The following is an 18,859-nucleotide window of genomic DNA, read 5'->3' as shown; positions in this document are numbered from 1 at the left end:
CGTCACGCACCCGCGGTGGGCAACGCCAGTGGTGGCACCTTGCCCGCCTTGAGTTCCGGCTTGAACACCTGGTCGAGACCGGCGCAGAAGGCCTGCGGGGTCATCTTGCCGGTGATCACCTTGTCCATGGACTGGTAGATGTAGGTGTCGGTCTGCGGCGGGAACGACGACCAGGTGGCGTAGCCGACGTTCTTCGCCGAGTTCAGATCGAGGTAGAACTGCTTGAGCCGGGGGTCCACGCCGGCCGGGAAGTCGCTCGGCTGAACCTTGATCGGCGGAAGCTGGGCAGACACGGCGGCCACCGCGGCGGTCGCCCGCTTCGGGTCCAGCGTCCAGTTCAGGAAAGCCGCGGCGTCATCGGCGTGCTTGGACTTCTTGTTGATCGACTGGTCGCCACCGATGGCCAGGACGAAGCTGTCCGTGGGCGCGGTCGCCGAGAACCTCGGCACCGGGGCCCAGTTCCAGTCCGCGTTGTTGCCCGCTGCCTTGCCGAAGTACGGGCCGATCTCGTCGAAGCCCCACGATCCGGTGAACATCATGGCCGCCTTGCCCTCGGCCAACTGGTTATAGAGATCGGCGAACTTGTAGGTGAAGTAGTTTTCCGTGCCCCCGCCGTACCAGTTCTCCTGGAAGTACTTCTGGAGCAGGGCGATCGACTGGACGAACTCCGGTGAGGTCCACGACTTCTGCCCCTTGAGCGCCGCGTAGACCGCCTTCGGACCGGCGTAGTTGTTGAACATCGCCGTCACATGCCACTCGGTGGCCTTCCGGAACTCGGCGTTGCCGGCCGCGACCGGTGTCATCCCCTTTGCCTTCGCCTCGTTGGCGATCTTCTCGAAGTCGGCCCTAGTCGTCGGCGGGCTCCAGCCGTACTTCTTGAAGGTCTTCGTGTTGTAGAGCATGACCATCGACTCGTACGACGTGGGGATCCCGTAGAGCTTCCCACCGGTCACACCGGTCTGTAGCGCCCACTTCTGGACCTTCGACGTCCAGTCGTACTTCTTGCTGTAGGCGTCGAGCGGCATCAAATAGCCGGCGTCGGCGAAGTCGACGACGATCGTCGGCCCGTCGCTGCCGATCACGTCCGGTCCACGGCCCGAGGCGAGCGAGGTCTGCATGAGCTGATTGATCGTGGCGGTCTGCTTGACCGACAGCTCGATCTTGGTCTTGGCGGTCTTGTTGTAGTCGTCGATCGTGTGGGACTGGAAGTACTTCTGAGTCGCGCTGTCGCTGAAGGCGGCCCAGGTGGCGATGCTGTCGCCGCCGAGTCCTCCGCTCCCGCAGGCGGCGAGCAGGCCGGTGGCGGCAGTCGCCTGGCCGCAGACCGCCAGAAAGCGCCGACGTGACAAGCCGGGTGGCACCTGCATTGGGGACCTCCGCATAAATCGGTGAGCTCGTCGGGAGAGTCGGTCCGTCGGGTCGCATCGCCAGGGCGGAGGGGAATCGGTTGCGGTTCCGCGCTGGAGCCACTCCCCCGGACACACCTGCCGATCTACCCGAGTAGATCGAAACGTAGATTAGGCCGGTGTCCGGCGCGCCGCAAGGGGGTTGCCGAATCGAGATCAGCTGCTGCGGGGCTCGGAGTCAGGGCAGCCGCAGGAACCCCGGACGACCAGATCGACCGAGAGGGTGTCCTGGGTGGGTGGTCCGGACAGGTCGGAGAGCTGCGCGACGAGGCGGTCCATCGCAAGACCGGCCATCAGCGCCACCGGCTGCCGGACGGCGGTGAGGCCGGGCACCAGATACGGGGCGGTTTCGGCGCTGTCGAAGGAGACGACGGCCAGATCGTCGGGAACCCGCCGGCCGGTGGCTGCCGCGGCACGGTATACGCCGAGCGCCTGCTCGTCCGCGCCGGCGAAGATCGCCGTCGGCGGGTTACGTCGACCGAGGACCTTGCGGGTGGATCGGTAGGCCGCCTCCCGCGAGAAGCTCTCCGAGGCCATCGCCAGCCCGTCTGGAGCGCTCAGTCCGGCCTCTTGCAGCGCGGCCTCCCAGCCTCGGCGGCGTTCGACCGCGTTGTTCACGGTATCGGGGCCGGCGAGGCAGGCGATTCGTCGGTGCCCGTGCTCGATGAGGTGCTTCGTGGCGAGGAAACCACCGTGCCGGTTGTCGACGTGCACGGACGAGACCCCGGCGCCGGGAATGCTCCGGTCGATGGTGATCAGCGCCATGTCGGCCGCAGCCAGAACCTTGATCGCGCCGACGTCCTCGCCGGCCGACACGACGACCACCCCGTCGACCCGACGCTCCACGAAGGCGTGGGCATACAGCAATTCCCGCGCGCTGTCGTCCATCGCATTGCCCACCAGCAGGGTGAATCCCCGCGAGAATGCGGCGAGCTCGACCTCGCGGGAGAGCTGGGCGAAGAAGGAGTTGGCGATGTCGGGGAGGATCAGCCCGACGGCGCGGGTGCGCTTGGTCCGCAGGGACCGCGCCACACCATTGGGCCGGTAGCCCAGGTCGCTGATCGCCTCGAGAACCCGCGCGCGGGTGGCCGGGGCGACCGGCCGCGGCCCGTCGTTGAGCACATAGCTCACGACTGCGGTAGACACGCCGGCGCGGCGTGCCACGTCGTTCCTCGTGATCACCGCGCCTCCTTCGGCATGGCGCCGCCACCGACCAAACGATTCGGCCGGAATTCCTTCGGCCGCCGGGACAGTACCGCGGGCCGGTATCACACGGGTTTCCCCGACGTGTCCGCCGTTCGGTCTTGTGGCGGCAGCCCCTACCGGCTACTTTCGGACGATCAGCTACACGAGTAGACCATAGCTCGTCAACCTGGCCGGGCCGCATGCGGGCGCCGGCCGACCCGTGATTGGAGCGTCGCCGCGTGGCTCAGACTTCGCTTCCTGCCGACTACGCCGACCGCGTGTATTCCGGTGCTCTCGGCAAGTCCCTCGGTGTGTACCTGGGCCGGCCATTCGAAGGCTGGTCCTACGAGCGCATCATGGCCCAGCTCGGCGAGATCGACTACTACGTCCACGAGAAGGTCGGCGTGCCGCTGCTGGTCACCGACGACGACATCGCCGGCACCTTCACGTTTCTGCGGGCACTCCCCGACTACGGCAACGACGTCGGGATCACCCCGGCTCAGATCGGCCAGACCTGGCTGAACTACATCGTCGAGAATCGCGCCATCCTCTGGTGGGGAGGCTTGGGCAACTCGACGGAGCACACCGCGTTTCTCCGGCTCAAACGCGGTATCGAGGCTCCCCGCAGCGGGGCGATGGAGCTGAACGGCCAGATCGTCGCCGAGCAGATCGGGGCACAGATCTTCATCGACGGGTGGGCGATGGTGGCCCCCGGCCGCCCCGAGCTGGCGGCCGAGTTGGCCCGCCGTGCGGGCACCGTGAGTCATGACGGCGAGGCGGTCTACGCGGCGCAGGCTCTCGCGGCGATGGAGGCACAGGCATTCGTCGAGAGCGACATCGATCTCCTTCTCGACACGGGACTGTCGGTCATCCCGGCCGACTGCATCATCGCCACGATGGTGCGCGACATCCGCGGGTGGCATGCGAGCGAACCGGACTGGCGCAAGGCGCGGGAGCTTCTCGCCGCGAAATACGGCTACGACGTCTACGGCGGAAATTGTCACGTCATTCCGAACCACGGTCTGATCGTCCTTGCGCTGCTCTACGGCGCCGGCGAGTGGGACCGCTCGATGATGATCGTCAACACCTGCGGCTGGGACACCGACTGCAACTCCGGCAACCTGGGTTGCCTGCTCGGGATCCGCAACGGCCTCAGCGGTTTCGACAGTGACCGCGACTGGCGTGGTCCGGTCGCCGACCGGATCTACCTGCCCACCGCGGACGGCGGCCGATCCATCACCGACATTGCCACCGAGGCGGTCCACATCGCCAACGTCGGCCGCGCCCTGGTCGGTGAACCGCCGAGCCGTCCGAAGGACGGCGCCAGATTCCATTTCGAGTTGCCGGGCTCGGTGCAGGGCTTCCATGTCGAGCGGGGCAGCGCCGATCTCGAGAACGTCGAGGGACACAGCTCGGACGGCGACCGGAGCCTGGCGATCCGTCCCTCGTCCGGCAGCGCGGCGGTCGAGGTCTCGACGCCGACCTTCATCCCGCCCGAGGCGGCGAACATGCCGGGTTATCAGCTGCTGGCGTCGCCGACGCTCTACAGCGGGCAGCGCGTCCGGGCCGTTCTATCCGCGGACGCCGGCAACGAGCACGACACCGTATGCCGGCTGACGATCAGGCACTACGACGGCAACGACGAACTGGTCGCGATCGACGGCCCGGCGATGACCCTGCGGCCCGGAGCGGTGGGTGAGGTGACCTGGTCGGTCCCCGACACGGCCGGTCAGCCGATCCAGTCGGTCGGCCTGGTCCTCGAGGGCGGCGCCAGCACACCGGGGGCGATCTACCTCGATCAGGTGAGCTGGCAGGGTGCGCCCGATGTCACACTCACCCGACCCGCCGACGGCGGCACGATGTGGCGGCGCGCATGGGTCGACGGCCTCGACCAGTTCAGTCCCCGATGGCCCGAGGCGTATCGCCTGATCCAGAACGACGGACGCGGGCTGCTCCTCCATGGCACCGGCGAGTGGCGGGATTACCAGGTCACGGCGACGTTCACGCCCCACATGGCCGAGGCGTTCGGTCTCGCCGCGCGGGTCCAGGGGCTGCGTCGCTACTACGCGCTGGTCGTCCGGAACACCGGCCGCGTCGAGTTGATCAAGTCACTCGACGGGGAGCGCGTACTCGCGGAGTCGTCCCTCGACTGGGAGCTCGGCCGCAGCTACACCCTGACCGTTCAGGTCCACGGTTCCCGCGTGCAGGCATCGGTCGACGGGCAGAGCTTGTTCGACGTCGAAGACGCGCAGCGGCCGCTCGACGGTGGGGGAATCGCCCTGATCTGCGATGAGGGCCGGGTCGGCTGCGACTACGTACGCGCTCAACCCGCTGCGCAGAGGTGAGCAACACCGCGTCCGGCCTGCCGACGACGACGACCTTGCCGGTGGTCGTCGTCGGTTCCCTCAACGCTGATGTCGTGATGCGGGTGCCGGCCATTCCCCGTCCGGGCGAAACGGTTCTTGCGACCTCGGTGGAGACCCGCGATGGCGGCAAGGGCGGAAACCAGGCCTGCGCGGCCGCCCGGCTCGGGGCGCCCACGACGATGATCGGATGCGTCGGCGCCGACGACGCGGGCAAGGACGCCGACGCCGGCCTGCGGGCCGCCGGCGTGGATGTCTCGGCCCTGCAGGTTGGAAACCGTCGTACCGGAACCGCCACGGTTCTCGTCGCCGACGACGGGGAGAACGTGATCGTCGTCGACCCGGGGGCCAATGCCCTGCTCTCCCCCGAATACGTCCGCGACGTCCTCGAGCGTTTCGACGATGCCGTCGTCCTCATCTCGCTCGAGATTCCGTCCGAGACGGCGATCGCCGCCGCCGTCCGCGCCGCCGAACGCGGATTCACGGTCGTCGTCAATCCGGCGCCGGCTCACCCGCTCGCCCCGGAGTTGCTGCGCGCGTGCAACATCCTGGTCCCCAACCAGCACGAGGTCGACTACCTCGGAGTGGTCGACGTGGCAGCACTTCTACGGTCCGGGCCCGAAGTCGTCGTCGTGACCCACGGCCGCCGCGGTGCCGACGTGTGGCGTGCCGACCGGGAGCCTCATCACCAGGCGGCATTCCCCGTCGACGCGGCGGACACGACCGGAGCCGGTGATGCGTTCTGCGGCGGGTTGGCGTGGGCGCTCGCCCGTGGTGACGACGTCGATCGCGCCGTACTGGTCGGTGCGGCGGCGGGAGCCCTCGCGACCCGCGCCACCGGTGCCCGGTCGAGCCTCCCGGGCCCGCGCGACATCGACCGTCTCATCGGCGGTGGTTGACCGACCCGCTCAGGCGGGTGATTCCGGTCCGCGCTCGGACCATTTCCGCGCCGGATGGCGGTAGTCGGCGACGAAGCGGAGGAACTCCTTGGCGGTGTGCACCACTCCGAGGGAACGGAGGTACGGCGGCGTGATGTAGCCGGCATCGCTGGCCTGCCGCAGGTGGTCGAGCAGCGGGCCGTAGAAGCCGTCGACGTCGAGCAGTGCGGTCGGTTTGCTGTGCAGACCCAACTGTCCCCAGGTCCACACCTCGAACAACTCCTCCAGCGTCCCCGCCCCACCGGGCAGCGCCACGAACGCATCGGAGAGGTCAGCCATCCGAGCTTTCCGCTCGTGCATCGTCGTGACGATGTCGAAGCGGGTGAGCCCGGGGTGCTCGATCTCCCGGTCGACCAGGTGCTGGGGCATCACCCCGATGACCTCGCCTCCGGCGGCCAACGCCGCATCGGCGACGATTCCCATCAGCCCGACCCGGCCACCGCCGTAGACCACGCCGACCCCGGACTCGGCCAGCCCGCTCGCGAACTCGCGGGCGGCCCGCTGGTGGGAGGCCGGGCCGTCCCTCGAGCCGGTGAACAACGCAACCCGCACCGATATCACCGCTCCTTCCGCCTTGACCGTAACGAAGGGGCGGTTGCGCCTTAGTACCCGGCGTCCTTGTCGACCACGTTGATCAACTCCCGCCCGGCGGTGAAGCGGCGCAGGTTGTCGAGAAAGATGTCGACTCCGCGCTCCGGAGTCTGCGGGCTCGTCGCGCCGTTGTGCGGCGTGACGATCGTGTTGGGCGCGGTCCAGAACGGGCTGTCCGGCGGCAGTGGCTCGGTCGCGTGCGCATCGAGGCCGGCGCCGGCTATCCACCCCTCCTCGAGGGCTCGCAGCAGCGCCGCGTCGTCGGCGATCCCGCCGCGGGAGAAGCAGATGAACAGCGCCGAGGATTTCATCGCCCGGAACTCCGGCTCGCCCAGCATGCCGCGGGTCTCGCCGGTCAGCGGTGCCGTGACGACCACCACGTCGCAGGACCCGAGGAATTCGTGCAGCTGGTCGCGGGAGAACATCCGGTCGACGTGCTCGGCCGGCGCAGAGGTACGGCGCAGCCCGTGCACCCGCATGTGGAATGCCTTGGCCTTCAGGGCGAGGTCGACGCCGGAGTATCCGAGCCCGATGATCCCGCAGGTCAGGCCGGCGAGCTCCGGATGGGTGAAGCGCTCCCACCGCCGGTCCTGCTGTGCCCGGACCCACCGCAGCGCGTCGCGGTTGAGCATGAGCATGAGCAGCATCGCCTGCTCGGCCAGCGGGACCGCGCCGTTGCCCTTCGAACAGGTGACCAGCACCGGGCTCGCCACCATCTCCGGGTACAGCGCCCGGTCCGGCCCGGCCGCCCAGGTGTGCAGCCACCGGAGCCGGCCGGCCTTCGCCAGCGCCTCGGCCGGCACATGGCCGGCGACCACGTCGGCGTCCCCGACCCGGTCCAGCAACTCCCCCGGCTCGTCCAGGTATTCGATCCGCACCCCGGCGGGCGCCTGCGCGCGGATCCGGTCGACCCGGGCGGCCGGGAGCGGGCCGACCAGGAAGACCGAGGTGGGTGCCGCCTCAGCCATGTCGGGTCTCCGTCGCGGTGACGAACTCGGCGAGGTCGGCGGACTGCCGGAGCCTGCTGGGTTCATGGACGTACATCATGTGGCCGGCATCGTAGTAGTGAAAGGCGACGTTGTCCCTGAGCTCGTCCGGCAACGCGACGTGGGCGAGGGCGTGCTCGGCGGCGAAGTACGGCGTGGCGCCGTCGTACCGGCCGCAGGCGACGTAGATCCGCAGGTGGGGGTTGTGCCGCATCGCCTCGGAGAGCTGACCTGCGACGCTCACGTGCCGGCCCTCGAACTCGTGGTAGCTCCACGGCTGCACGCGTCCGGTCAGCAGTTCGTAAGGCAACTCGTTGTGGTAGTCGAGTTCGGCGTTGGCGTAGTGGTTCATCGCCGCGGAATACGGCCCGCGGATCGCGACCTCGCTCGGGTCGTGACTCGTCTGTTCACCGACGTCGTCGCTCTCCCACCCGGTGAAGCGGCCGTCGAGCCGGCCGATGACCTGCCCACGGTCGCGGAGCAGTTCCCGGAAGAACCGCTTGTGCTCGATACGCAGATCCGCCCGGTCGACGTAATCCGGCGACAGACCGGTCACCCCGGCGATCCGGCGCACGATGTCGGCTCGCTCGACGACCGACATGCGGCTGCCCCGGGCCAGTGCGTAGGGGTAGTCGCGGGTGGCGAGCTCTTCCGCCTCTGCCCGCACCTCGTCCAACGACCGGTCACCGAGCAGGCCGTGGTAGTGGGCGAGGCAGGCGTACGTCGGCAGATACAACGCGTGGACGACGTCGTTCCCCTCGGTGAAGCGGATCGTGCCGAAGTCCAGCACGGAGGAGATCAGCGCAACGCCGTTGAGGAAGAGCCCGTAGCGCCGCTGCAGGTGCGCCGCGAGCGCCGACGCCCGGACGGTGCCGTAGGACTCCCCGGCTACGTACTTCGGGGACAGCCACCGCCGGTGGCGCGTGGTCCACAGCCGGATCATTTCCCCCACGGCCTCGATGTCGCGCTGGAATCCGTGGAACTCCTCGGGCTTGCCGCCCTCGGTGATACGTGAGTAGCCGGTGGACACCGGGTCGATGAAGACCAGGTCGGAGTGGGTGAGCAGGGTCTCCAGGTTGTCCGCGATGCCGTACGGCGGCGGCAGCAGGTCTCCGGCGTCGCCCATCACGACCCGGCGCGGCCCGAGCACGCCGAGGTGCAGCCAGGCACTCGACGATCCAGGGCCGCCGTTGAAGGCGAAGGTCACCGGCCGGTCGACCGGGGCGTCGTCGCGGACGTAGGAGACCACGAAGAGCTCGGCCTTGGGCACGTGGCCGTCGAATGCGCCGTCGGTGTGCACCTCCTCGCGCAGCACGACCCGTCCGGCGGTGGCGGTGTAGGCGAGCTCGCCGTCGGCCGTATGCAGGGTGTGATGCGTCGAGGTGGTGTCGTCGACCGGCTTCTCGCGGTCGGCGTGGGTGTCGTCACGGGCGGCGGCGTCCGGCGAGCTCACGGGTGGGTCGTCTCCTGTTGCTGGGTCGGGCCGGATCAGATCCGGCGGGTGTGGAATCGGCCGCCGACCACGATCGCGTGCAGGCGGTCGCGGTCCTGGAGCACCGAGATGTCAGTGAGCGGATCGCCGTCGACGAGGAGCAGATCGGCGCGCTTGCCCGGCTCGATGGTGCCGACCTCCCCCGCGATCCCGAGCAGCTCGGCGTTGGTCCGGGTCGTGGCGATGAGGGTTTCGTGGTTGCCCAGCACCTTCGCCTTGATCGCGAGCTCGCGGGTCTTGTGCCGGGCGAGCGGGCCCAGCAGGTCCGAGCCCGAACCGATCGCGACGCCGGCGTCCTTGGCGCGTTTGAGGCTGTCGAGCCCTTCACCCAGGACCCGGTCCAGCTTGTCGAGCTTGTCCGGGGCGAAGCCGTGCTGCCGGCCCTCCTCGTGCAGCTTTTCGTAGGCCACGAAGGTCGGGACGAGATAGGTGCCGCGCTGCGCCATCAGGTCGGCCGTCACGGGGTCGAGGAAGTTGCCGTGCTCGATCGAGCGGACCCCGGCCTCGACCGCGTTGCGGATCGCGGTCGGCGTATATGCGTGGGCGAGCACGTAGGTGCCCGCGCCCTCGGCCGCGGTGACCGCGGCGCGCAACTCCTCCGGCGTGTACTGGATCGACTCGAGGCTGTCGGTCGGTGAGGCCACACCACCGCCGGCCATGACCTTGATGGCGTCGGCGCCGCGGCGGAGTTCCTCCCGCGCCGCGCGGAGGACCGCGTCCGGGCCGTCGGCGATGTGATGCACCATTCCGATGTGCGCGCCGCAGCCGCAGCCCTCGTCGTCCTCGGCCCGGGCGCGACCGTCGCCGTGACCGCCGGTCTGCGACAGCGGGCGACCGCTGACGAACATCCGGGGTCCGGCGAGCAGCCCGCGGGCGACGGCCTCCTTCATCCCCCAGTCGGCGCCGCCCGCGTCCCGCACCGTGGTGTAGCCCTGGTCGAGGGTCTCGCGGATGACCCGCCCGATGGCGAAGGCCAACAGGCTGGTCGGATACTCCCGGCGCTGGCGAGGTATCTCGACGTCGAGGGAGGAGACGTGCACGTGCGCGTCGATCAGGCCGGGCATCAGGGTGCGTCCGCGGCAGTCGACGACGTCGCCGGTGACCGCGCCCGCCCCGCCCGCAGTGACCTCCCGGATCACGCCGTCCTCGACGACGACGGATCCCTCGATCGGCTCGGCGCCCGTGCACGGCACGATGGTGGTGTTCGTGAAGATCGTGACGCTCACGTCTGCTCCCTGCCAGGGTCGGTCAGCGACGGCGCAACCGGGCGTCGAACGAGTCCCGCAGCCCGTCGCCGATGAAGTTGAAGGCGATGACCACGAGCACGATCGCCACACCGGGTGGGTAGATCAGCCACCAGTAGCCGTCATAGGAATATTGCACACCGTCGGTGAGCATGGCACCCCAGTTGGTGTCCGGCGGCGGCAGGCCGAGCCCCAGGAAGCTCAGGTACGCGACGTAGAGGATCGCATCCGCGACCTGGAAGCTCGCGTTGACCACGATCGTGCCGAGCGTGTTGGGCACGATGTGCCGGCTGACCACGCGCCAGCGGCCGCCGCCCATCAGCCGCACCGCCTGCACGTATTCGCGGGAGCGCAGCGTCAGCGCCTCGCCGCGGACCAGCCGGGCCGGCACCAGCCAGGCGATCAGCCCGATCAGGACGACCAGCAGCGGCACGCTGGGGGTCCAGATCGCGGCGACCACGAGCAGCAGGAAGAGGGCCGGGATCGACAGCAGGGCGTCGACCACGCGCATCATGACCGCGTCGACGACACCGCCGAAGTAGCCCGCGACCGCGCCCCACAGACTTCCCACCACGGTGGCGAGCAGACCGGCTCCGAGACCGATCTCGAGCGAGGTCCGGCCGCCGGCCATCAGCCGGCCGAGCTGGTCGTAACCGACCTGGTCGGTGCCCAGCGGGTGGCCGCCGGTGCCAGGGGGCAGATTGACCGCGGACAGGTTCGTGTGCACCTGGTCGGTGTGGTAGACGAGCGGACCGACGAAGCTGAACAGCGCGAGCAGTACGACGATGGCCAGGCCGATGATGGCGAACTTGTCGTCGACGAAGGTCGCGATCAGAAGCCTGGCGTTGCTCGTCGGCGGGGCGGCTCCCTCGATCTCGGCCGTGGGAGGCGCGTCGGGCGGTGCGCCGCCCCCGGAGGGCGGGCCGCTGATGGCCGATCGTTCGATCGTCATGCCGGCACATACCTCACCCGCGGGTCGAGCACCGCGTAGATCAGATCGACGACGAGGGAGGCGGCCACCGTGGCGATCGCGACGATGAGGGCGACCGCGAGCAGGATCGGGTAGTCGCGGGTCTGGGCGGCGTTCCAGAACAGCAGCCCCATGCCCGGGTAGTTGAACATCGCCTCGGTCACCAGCGACCCGCCGAAGAGGTAGGGGACGTAAAGGCCGAGCAGGGTGACGACCGGCACCAGGGCGTTGGGCGCGACGTGCCTGGCCAGCACCCGGCGCTCGAGCGCACCCTTGGCGCGCGCCGTACGCACGTAGTCCTCACCGAGGTTGTCCAGCGTCGCGGACCGGGCGTAGCGGCTGAACGCCGCAATCGTGATCAGCGACAAGGTCGCGACCGGCAGCACCAGGGCGTTTCCCTGGGACAGCACCGCGGAGACCGAGTTGCCCTGCGGGGCCTCGGACGGGAACCAGTGCAGGGTCTGGGCGAAGACGATGATGAGAATGAGGCCGAGGAAGAAGATCGGCATGGCGTAGAGCACGAACGCAAGGCCGGTGACGACGTAGTCGGTCGGCTTGTTGCGCCGGGTCGCCTGGAGCAGGCCGAGCGGGATCGCGACGGCCAGGGCGACGACGGTGGCGAGCACGGTGAGCACCAGGGTCTTGGGTAGCCGCTGTGCCAGCAGTGACGTGACGCTCTGGTTGAGCTTGTAGGAGTAGCCGAGGTCGCCGTGCAGCAACCGCACGAGGTAGTGGCCGTACTGCACGACGATCGGCTTGTCGTAACCCTGCTGGTGGTTGAACGCCGTGACCTGCGCCGCCGTCGCCTGCTGCCCGAGAATTGCCCGGGCCGGCCCGCCGGGAAGCAGCCGCAAAAGGATGAAGACGATGATGGTGACGAGCAGCACGACGGCGATCGCCTGCAGGACACGGCGCAGCAGGAAACTCGTCACCTCGGTCCGCCCAGCAGACGCAGCACGCGGTCCCGCCGGTCGTCCACCGACAGCGCGGGCTCGCGCATCAGGTAGTCCTCCAGCGAGGCGTTCTGGGTACGCGCCCGGGCCAGGTGCGCCGCGGCGTGGTCGTCGAGGCCGGCGCTCGCGGCCGCGATCGCGGTCCAGACAGTGAGCAGCGGATCGCCGGGCACCGTCGCCGCCGCGGCCACGAGCCGCTCGGCCGCCGCCGGGGTCCAGGCGTCCACCGACTCGTCGGAGAGGACCCGGCGCAGTTCGTCGTGGGCCGCCCGGACGTTCGCCAGACGCTCGATCTCGTCCACGGGCGCCGGTGAGTCGTCGACCCGGAGGTCGACCTCGAGCGTCGTGCGGTCGGCGGCGGCGGAGATGAGGATCGCCGCTGACTGCCGGCCGCGGACATCGCCGCCGGCGGCCTCACCCGCCTGCAGCGCCGCGACGAGGCGCTGCTCGAACCTGCCCTGCGCGCCGTCGTACGCGTCGAGCATGTCGTGCCACACCGCCGATCTGGTGAGCAGGTTGCCCGCAGCCGCGGCGCCATCTTTGACCACATGCCCGGCGGCATCGATACACGAGCCGCCGGTGTGCGCGGCGGCCCGGCCGTCCTGGCTCACCACCGCCACCTGGCCGCTGTCGGCGCCCGGGAGAGCCGCGATCGCCGCCACCACATCGGGGGCGGACATGCCCCGGGACAGCAGTTCGGTCGCCGGTCGCCGGTACCAGGAGGCGAAACCCGCCTGCACCGCGACCGCGCCGTGCGGGTCGGCGAGCGCGGGCACCCTCGTGCCGACCGCGAACACGCAGCTCTGCACCGCGACACCGAATCGCCCGGTCGCCGGATCGACGGCGGTCAGCGAGTAGGTCACGCCGTCACCTGCCGGTCGATCCAGTCGGTCATGACCGACCGCAGCACGGACAGCGGCAGCGAGCCGTGGCCGATCAGCTCGCTGTGGAAGTCCCGGAGCACGAGACGGTCACCGAGCCGCCGCTCCGCCTCCGCCCGGATCCGCGCGATCTCCAGCCGCCCCATCATGTAGCCCAACGCCTGCCCGGGCCAGCCGATGTAACGGTCGACCTCGTTCTCGATGTTCTTCGTGGTGAGCGCGCTGTGCTCAGCCATGTAGCCGACAGCCCGGTCGCGGGACCACCCCATGGCATGCATGCCCGTATCGACGACCAGTCGGCAGGCGCGCCAGAAGTCGAAAGAGATCATGCCGAGCCGGTTCATATCGCCGCTGTAGAGGCCCATTTCGTCGCCGAGCCGCTCGCAGTAGAGCGCCCAACCCTCGCTGAAGGCCGTGACATGGACGTGCCGGCGGAACTCCGGCAGGTCACTCAGCTCGCCCGCCAGGGCCAGCTGCGTGTGGTGCCCCGGCACCGACTCGTGGAAGGCGAGGGTCTGCGACTCGAACCGCGGCCGGGTGGTCGGCCGGTAGGTGTTGATCCAGTAGGTACCCGGCCGGGAGCCGTCCCGGGTCGGCCACTGGTAGTGGCCGAGGTCGCCGTTCTCCACCTCGTACGGCGTCATCGGTACGACGACGCACTCCGCCCTGGGCAACCGGCCGAGCCACTGTGGCAGCGCCTCCTGCGCGCGCCGCAAGCCGTCGCGCGCGGCATCGGCGACCTCGTCCGGGGTGCGGAAATACAGGTCGGGGTCATTCCGCAGGCGCCCGATGATCTCGGCGAAGTCCGCCGTACCCAGCGTCTTCTCCCCGAGCTCCCGCATCTCGTCGGTCAGCGTCGCGACCAGCTCGATGCCGGTGCGGTGGATCTCCTCGACCGGGACGTCGGTCGTGGTGTGTTCGGCGGCGAGCCGCGAATACAGCTCGACACCGCCGGGCAGATGGGCCAGACCCACCTCGGCGTCAGGGCGGGCACCGGGAGCGACGACATCGGCCAGTTCGTTGCGGTACTCCGCGATCGCGGGCCGCACGTCGTCGCGGACCACCCGCGCCAGCCCATCCCGCCAGCCCGGGTCGGCGTCCTCGGCCGGATCCGCGATCGCCAGCAGCGGATCGCTCGCCAGTGGCGCGTTCAGATAGGCGTCGAGCTGCTCGATCGATCGCTCGACGAGCCGCCGGACCGGGGTGCGATGCGCAGCCCGACCGTCACCCAACTGCACCGAGGCCTGCTTCAACAGGCCGGCCACGCGCAGGCACCGCTGCACGTAGCGGTCCGCGTCGCGTGCGTCGCGGAGAGCGGCCTTCGGGAACCCGATGATCACCGATGCACCGATCCCGGTCTGCGGGATGGGGGTGACGGTGAAGTCGTATGCACCGACGGTCAGCCCGAGCAGGGCGTCGCCGACCTTGCGGAGCAGGATCTCCCGCGTGATCCGGCGCTCTGCGTCGAGCGCCGAGGGATCGATCTGCCGCACATCAGAAGCGAGCCGCTCGAGTTCCAGGCGGCGGGCGTCACGCGCCTCCGTACTCAGATCGGGAACGTCGGCGATGAACTGCGAATACCCGCGCTGGCTGGCGTAGAGGGGGTTCCACCGTAGATCCTGATCAAACATCTCCTGGGCCGCGGCGTCGAGCATTCCGGCCGCGTCGTCTCGGAGCGCGGCGCTCGGGGTGTCCTGCATGACTGTGTACTGCCTCCTGAGCGTCGGACTGGACGTCGGACTGGCGGACCGTGCCGGACCGGGCTCAGCCCTGCCAGTGCCAGTCCTCCGGGGTGATCCCGATGTAGGGGTTCTGCGCGTCGGCGCCCTTCAGCTTGTTACTGATCATCGACAGCTGATAGGTCAGGTTGGGCACCCAGATCTCCGGTACCTGCTGGACGACGTAGCGCTCGTAGGCGGCCAGCGCCCCCGGACCACCGGTCTGCGTGGCCGCGATCAGCTTGTCCGCCTGCGGATCGGCGTAGTGCCCGGCGTTGGAGGCGCCACCGGAGGCGAAGAGCTGTTCACCCGTCGGGTACGGAAGAAGGTTGGAACCGCCGCCCCAGTCAGCCATCTGCCAGGGACAACTGGCCGCCTTGCTGCGTGTGCAGCTCGCGAATGCGTCGGAGATGACCTGGGTGAACGGTTGCGGGCGCACCTGCAGGTCGACACCGGCGGACTGGGAGAACTGGGACTTCAGCGCCTGCATCTCGAGATTGACCGGGTGGTTGCCGCTGTTCACCAGGAGCGAGAAGGACAGCTTCGTCCCGGCCTTGATCCCCGCGCCGCACTGCGTCGGGCCCGAGCCGGCTCTGGCACAGACACTCACCCCGCCCGGCTTCACGGTCCACCCGTGGCTCCGCAGCAACGCGGCACCGGCCTTCGGGTCGAACGGGTTGGGGTTGGCCTTGACCGTGACATACGGGTTCTGCGGATCCAAGGCGATCGGTCCGTAGTTCTGCGCGCCCTGGCCCTGGAAGATGTTCTTGATGATCTGCTGCTGATTGACCAGCGATTCCAGCGCCTTGCGCAGGTAGAGCTGCCGGACGAGCGGGCCCGTCGTCGCGTTGTTGTAGTTGATCGCGATGTAGTTGACCGTCCACAGGTTCCACGCCGAGAAGTGATACCCCTGGGAGGAGACGCGGCTCTTCTGCTTCAGGTCGCTGAACGGGAGGTAGCCGTAGTCCACGCTGCCCGCAAGCAGGCTGTTGAATTCGGCGTCGTCGGTCGCGAACGGCACCTCCTCGAACCTCTTGACAGTCGCCTTGGTCGGGCCCGTGTAGGCAGTGTTGGGCACGAAGGTGATGTGGCCGTCCGTGTCGTAGTTGGACAGTTTCCACGGCCCGTCGACGGTCTTCCACAACGGATCCTTGTCGTACGCCGCCAACTTCTTCGACTTGTCGATCAGGTAGGTGAAGACCTTCTTCGCCCCGGCGCTCGAGCGGTCGAGATCGCCCACGGTGCCGCCGTCGCTGTCCTTGTCCCACATGTGCTGGGGCATGGGGGTGATGAGCGTGAGCTGGTTGGCGGTGAACCACTGCGGTGAGGTCGGCTTCTTCAGGGTGAGCGTGAAGGTCTTGTCATTGACCACCGTGAACTTCGCGACGTTGTCCGGGAGGTTGCCGGCGACGTAGCTCGACCATTGGTCGGTGTTGTTCTTGATCAGGTCGTACCAGAACTCCACGTCTCGCGTGGTCACCGGTTTCCCGTCCGACCAGTGGTAGTTGCCGAGCTTCACCGTCACGGTGCGGTTGCCGTCGCCGTACGTCGGCGCGCCGGCGAGACTCAACGATTCGTCGACCGGCGGCGTCGCGCCCTTGCCCTCCCAGTAGAGGGGACGCCACATGAGATACGAGAATTGCTCGGTGTTGGGCGAGCCGGTGTGCCCGGGGTCGGTGATCGGCAAGATCCAGTTGGGAATGGAGCCGGGGAACTCGGCGAATCGGATGACGTCCTTGTTCGCCGACGACGTCGAACTCCCGCAGGCGGCCACACCGCCTGCGGCCAAGGCGATTGCCGCCACGGCGACACCGAACCGCTGTCCCCTGTGCCGTAGTCCGGCGTTCTTCATCAAGGCGCTGCCTCCCGACCCGACACGTGTCCCCATATGACGGGACGACGCTAGACGAGACATCGGCCGAGTCGTATCCACATCTGTCGAAGAGATCGCCGCCCATATAAGACAGTCGTCGCACCCAGCGGCCTCTACGCTCGCGCTGCTACCGGTTCCTCTTCTGGCCCAGTGAAGGCACTATGTCAGCGCTGCTCGAGCTCACCGATCTGCATACGCGGATCAGACGCCGCAACGACGCGGTTCATGCCGTGGACGGCGTGTCCCTCAAGGTCGACCGGGGTGAGGTGCTCGGCCTGGTCGGCGAATCGGGCTGCGGCAAGACCATGACCGCGTTATCGGTGATGCAGCTGCTGCCGCCGGGAGGTGAGATCACCTCAGGTCGCGTCGTCTTCGACGGCGAGGATCTCACCGGGCGCTCCCAGCGGGAGATGGCGGCGATCCGGGCCGCCCGGATCGCCATGGTCTTCCAGGATCCGCTGGCCGCGCTCAACCCGACGATGACGGTCGGCGCCCAGATCATCGAGGCGGTCCTCCTGCACCAGAACGTGGCGCGGTCGGTGGCCCGCAAGCGGGCGGAGGACGTCTTCGACCTGGTGCGGATCCCGTCCGCAGCGCGGCGCCTCGGTGACTATCCGCATCAGTTCTCCGGTGGAATGCGGCAGCGGGCCATGATCGCCATGGCGCTCGCCTGCGAACCCGATCTGCTGATCGCCGACGAGCCGACCACAGCCCTCGACGTCACCACCCAGCAGCAGCTGCTCACGCTGTTCGACGAGCTGCGGACCACTCTGCAGATGGCGATGATCCTGGTCACCCACGACCTCGGCGTGATCGCCGGGCGGGCCGATCGGGTCAACGTCATGTACGCCGGGAAGATCGTGGAGACGGCGGATGCCTCCGACCTCTTCGCCGATCCGCGCCACCGCTACACCGAGGCACTGTTCCGCGCGCTGCCCGACGGCGTACGCCGCAGTGAGCGGGAGTTGACGAGTATTCCCGGCCTGCCGCCGGATCTGGCTCATCCGCCCGCGGGCTGCCGGTTCGCCCCGCGCTGTGCCCACCGCACCGACGACTGCGTGAGCAGCGAACCGGCCCTGCTGTCCGTCGTGGACGGTGCCGACACCGACGCGCTGGGGCCGGAGCACGAGTTCGCTTGCATCCACCCACCGACACCCACGCCCCGAACGGCCCACGTCGAGGACGTCGCACCGGCGACCGGCGAGGAGGCAGCCGGTCCGGTCGACGTCGTCCTCTCCTGTCGCCACGTCGTACGCGACTACCGATCGGGCGGACAGCTGTTCGGCACCCGCGGCGGGTCCACGATCAGCGCTGTCGCCGACGTCTCCCTCGACGTACTCCGCGGCGAGACCCTCGGCCTGGTCGGTGAATCCGGCTGCGGGAAGTCGACGCTGAGCCGGCTGCTGGTCGCGCTGGAGCGGCCGACGAGCGGGTCGGTTTTGCTCGGCGACACCGATCTGGCCAAGTGCGGCAACCGGGCCTTGCGGGCGAGACGACACGAGCTGCAGCTGGTCTTCCAGGACGCATCCGCCGCCCTCGACCCGCGGATGCGGGTCGGGTCGATCCTCGCCGAACCGCTTCGCGTGCAGCGCTCCGGCACCCGGGCGCACCAGCGGCAGGTCGTGGACGAACTGCTCGCTGAGGTCGGACTCCCGGCCGGCGCAATCGAGCGCTATCCGCACGAATTCTCCGGCGGGCAGCGACAACGCATCGCGCTGGCGCGCGCGTTGGCGCTGCGCCCGAAGGTCGTCGTCGCCGACGAACCCGTTTCGGCACTCGACGTGTCGGTGCAGGCACAGATCCTCAACCTGATGGCCTCGCTGCAACGCGAACACGACCTCACCTACGTCTTCATCTCACACGACCTCTCCGTGGTCCGTTACCTCGCCGACCGCATCGGCGTGATGTACCTCGGCAAGCTGGTCGAGCTCGGCCCGCGGGACGGCGTCTACCACGCACCGCTGCACCCGTACACGCGCGGCCTCATCGACGCCGCACCGGTACCGGACCCCGACGTCGAGCGGGCCAAGAAGGGTGTCGCGGTCGGAGGCGAGCTTCCGTCGGCCGCCGATCCCCCGTCGGGTTGCCGGTTTCGCACCCGGTGCCCGCAGGCGCAGGAGATTTGTGCCCAGGTCGAGCCGCCGATGCAGCCGGCCGCCGACCCGCGCCACGCGGTCGCCTGCCACTTCCCGCTCGGGGAGATGGAGAAGTCCCCTGCGGCGTAGCTTCGGCGCCAGGGGCACACACGCGTGTCATCCG

Annotated in this window: 14 protein-coding genes; 3 read left to right on the top strand and 11 right to left on the bottom strand. The window is 69.0% G+C overall.

What is annotated here, in order from left to right; all coding sequences use genetic code 11:
• Positions 1 to 2: 2 nt before the first annotated feature.
• Positions 3 to 1,367, bottom strand: a complete 1,365-nt coding sequence (locus VGH85_23495) for an extracellular solute-binding protein (protein HEY2176787.1) — start codon at positions 1,365 to 1,367, stop codon at positions 3 to 5.
• Positions 1,368 to 1,562: 195 nt separating this feature from the next.
• Positions 1,563 to 2,588 carry a LacI family DNA-binding transcriptional regulator gene (locus VGH85_23490; protein ID HEY2176786.1) on the bottom strand — a complete coding sequence of 342 codons (1,026 nt, stop codon included), beginning with the start codon at positions 2,586 to 2,588 and terminating at the stop codon, positions 1,563 to 1,565.
• 242 nt (positions 2,589 to 2,830) lie between these two features.
• Between VGH85_23490 and VGH85_23485 the strand changes: the two genes are divergently transcribed.
• Both VGH85_23485 and VGH85_23480 read left to right on the top strand, forming a co-directional pair.
• Positions 2,831 to 4,936: an ADP-ribosylglycohydrolase family protein gene (locus VGH85_23485; protein ID HEY2176785.1), complete on the top strand. Its 2,106-nt coding sequence runs from the start codon at positions 2,831 to 2,833 to the stop codon at positions 4,934 to 4,936.
• Complete coding sequence (locus tag VGH85_23480; GenBank protein ID HEY2176784.1) at positions 4,933 to 5,853, top strand: ribokinase; 921 nt, start codon at positions 4,933 to 4,935, stop codon at positions 5,851 to 5,853. The genes VGH85_23485 and VGH85_23480 overlap by 4 nt, the downstream gene beginning before the upstream one ends.
• A gap of 9 nt (positions 5,854 to 5,862) precedes the next feature.
• Here VGH85_23480 and VGH85_23475 read toward each other — a convergent pair whose 3' ends face one another.
• The 9 genes from VGH85_23475 to VGH85_23435 all read right to left on the bottom strand — a co-directional run bounded on the left by VGH85_23475 (position 5,863) and on the right by VGH85_23435 (position 16,531).
• On the bottom strand, positions 5,863 to 6,444 hold the full coding sequence (locus VGH85_23475; protein HEY2176783.1) for a TIGR00730 family Rossman fold protein: 582 nt from the start codon (positions 6,442 to 6,444) through the stop codon (positions 5,863 to 5,865).
• Positions 6,445 to 6,494: 50 nt separating this feature from the next.
• Positions 6,495 to 7,451, bottom strand: coding sequence for a D-2-hydroxyacid dehydrogenase (locus tag VGH85_23470; protein ID HEY2176782.1), 957 nt, complete (start codon positions 7,449 to 7,451; stop codon positions 6,495 to 6,497).
• The gene (locus VGH85_23465; protein ID HEY2176781.1) at positions 7,444 to 8,922 is read right to left on the bottom strand and encodes a peptidase S10; all 1,479 of its coding nucleotides are present in this window, start codon (positions 8,920 to 8,922) and stop codon (positions 7,444 to 7,446) included. Before VGH85_23465 ends, VGH85_23470 begins: the two co-directional genes overlap by 8 nt.
• A gap of 35 nt (positions 8,923 to 8,957) precedes the next feature.
• The gene (locus VGH85_23460; GenBank protein ID HEY2176780.1) at positions 8,958 to 10,187 is read right to left on the bottom strand and encodes an amidohydrolase family protein; all 1,230 of its coding nucleotides are present in this window, start codon (positions 10,185 to 10,187) and stop codon (positions 8,958 to 8,960) included.
• Positions 10,188 to 10,209: 22 nt separating this feature from the next.
• Positions 10,210 to 11,157 carry an ABC transporter permease gene (locus VGH85_23455; protein ID HEY2176779.1) on the bottom strand — a complete coding sequence of 316 codons (948 nt, stop codon included), beginning with the start codon at positions 11,155 to 11,157 and terminating at the stop codon, positions 10,210 to 10,212.
• Positions 11,154 to 12,107, bottom strand: coding sequence for an ABC transporter permease (locus VGH85_23450; protein HEY2176778.1), 954 nt, complete (start codon positions 12,105 to 12,107; stop codon positions 11,154 to 11,156). The genes VGH85_23455 and VGH85_23450 overlap by 4 nt, the downstream gene beginning before the upstream one ends.
• Positions 12,104 to 12,991 carry a DUF1028 domain-containing protein gene (locus tag VGH85_23445; GenBank protein HEY2176777.1) on the bottom strand — a complete coding sequence of 296 codons (888 nt, stop codon included), beginning with the start codon at positions 12,989 to 12,991 and terminating at the stop codon, positions 12,104 to 12,106. The genes VGH85_23450 and VGH85_23445 overlap by 4 nt, the downstream gene beginning before the upstream one ends.
• Positions 12,988 to 14,709, bottom strand: a complete 1,722-nt coding sequence (locus tag VGH85_23440) for a DUF885 domain-containing protein (protein ID HEY2176776.1) — start codon at positions 14,707 to 14,709, stop codon at positions 12,988 to 12,990. Before VGH85_23440 ends, VGH85_23445 begins: the two co-directional genes overlap by 4 nt.
• 64 nt (positions 14,710 to 14,773) lie before the next feature.
• Complete coding sequence (locus VGH85_23435; GenBank protein ID HEY2176775.1) at positions 14,774 to 16,531, bottom strand: peptide ABC transporter substrate-binding protein; 1,758 nt, start codon at positions 16,529 to 16,531, stop codon at positions 14,774 to 14,776.
• A 230-nt stretch (positions 16,532 to 16,761) separates the two neighbouring features.
• Between VGH85_23435 and VGH85_23430 the strand changes: the two genes are divergently transcribed.
• Positions 16,762 to 18,825, top strand: a complete 2,064-nt coding sequence (locus tag VGH85_23430) for an ABC transporter ATP-binding protein (protein ID HEY2176774.1) — start codon at positions 16,762 to 16,764, stop codon at positions 18,823 to 18,825.
• Positions 18,826 to 18,859 lie beyond the last annotated feature (34 nt).

It is taken from the genome of Mycobacteriales bacterium (genome assembly GCA_036497565.1).
Lineage (GTDB): Bacteria > Actinomycetota > Actinomycetes > Mycobacteriales > QHCD01 > DASXJE01.
The sequence above is the reverse complement of the archived record's forward strand: the minus strand, read 5'-3'. Positions and strand labels throughout refer to the sequence as shown.

Coding starts and splice junctions, on each gene's coding strand:
- VGH85_23440 (HEY2176776.1), bottom strand. CDS start 14,709: ATGCAGGACACCCCGAGCGCCGCGCTCCGAGACGACGCGGCCGGAATG.
- VGH85_23455 (HEY2176779.1), bottom strand. CDS start 11,157: ATGACGATCGAACGATCGGCCATCAGCGGCCCGCCCTCCGGGGGCGGC.
- VGH85_23495 (HEY2176787.1), bottom strand. CDS start 1,367: ATGCAGGTGCCACCCGGCTTGTCACGTCGGCGCTTTCTGGCGGTCTGC.
- VGH85_23470 (HEY2176782.1), bottom strand. CDS start 7,451: ATGGCTGAGGCGGCACCCACCTCGGTCTTCCTGGTCGGCCCGCTCCCG.
- VGH85_23430 (HEY2176774.1), top strand. CDS start 16,762: ATGTCAGCGCTGCTCGAGCTCACCGATCTGCATACGCGGATCAGACGC.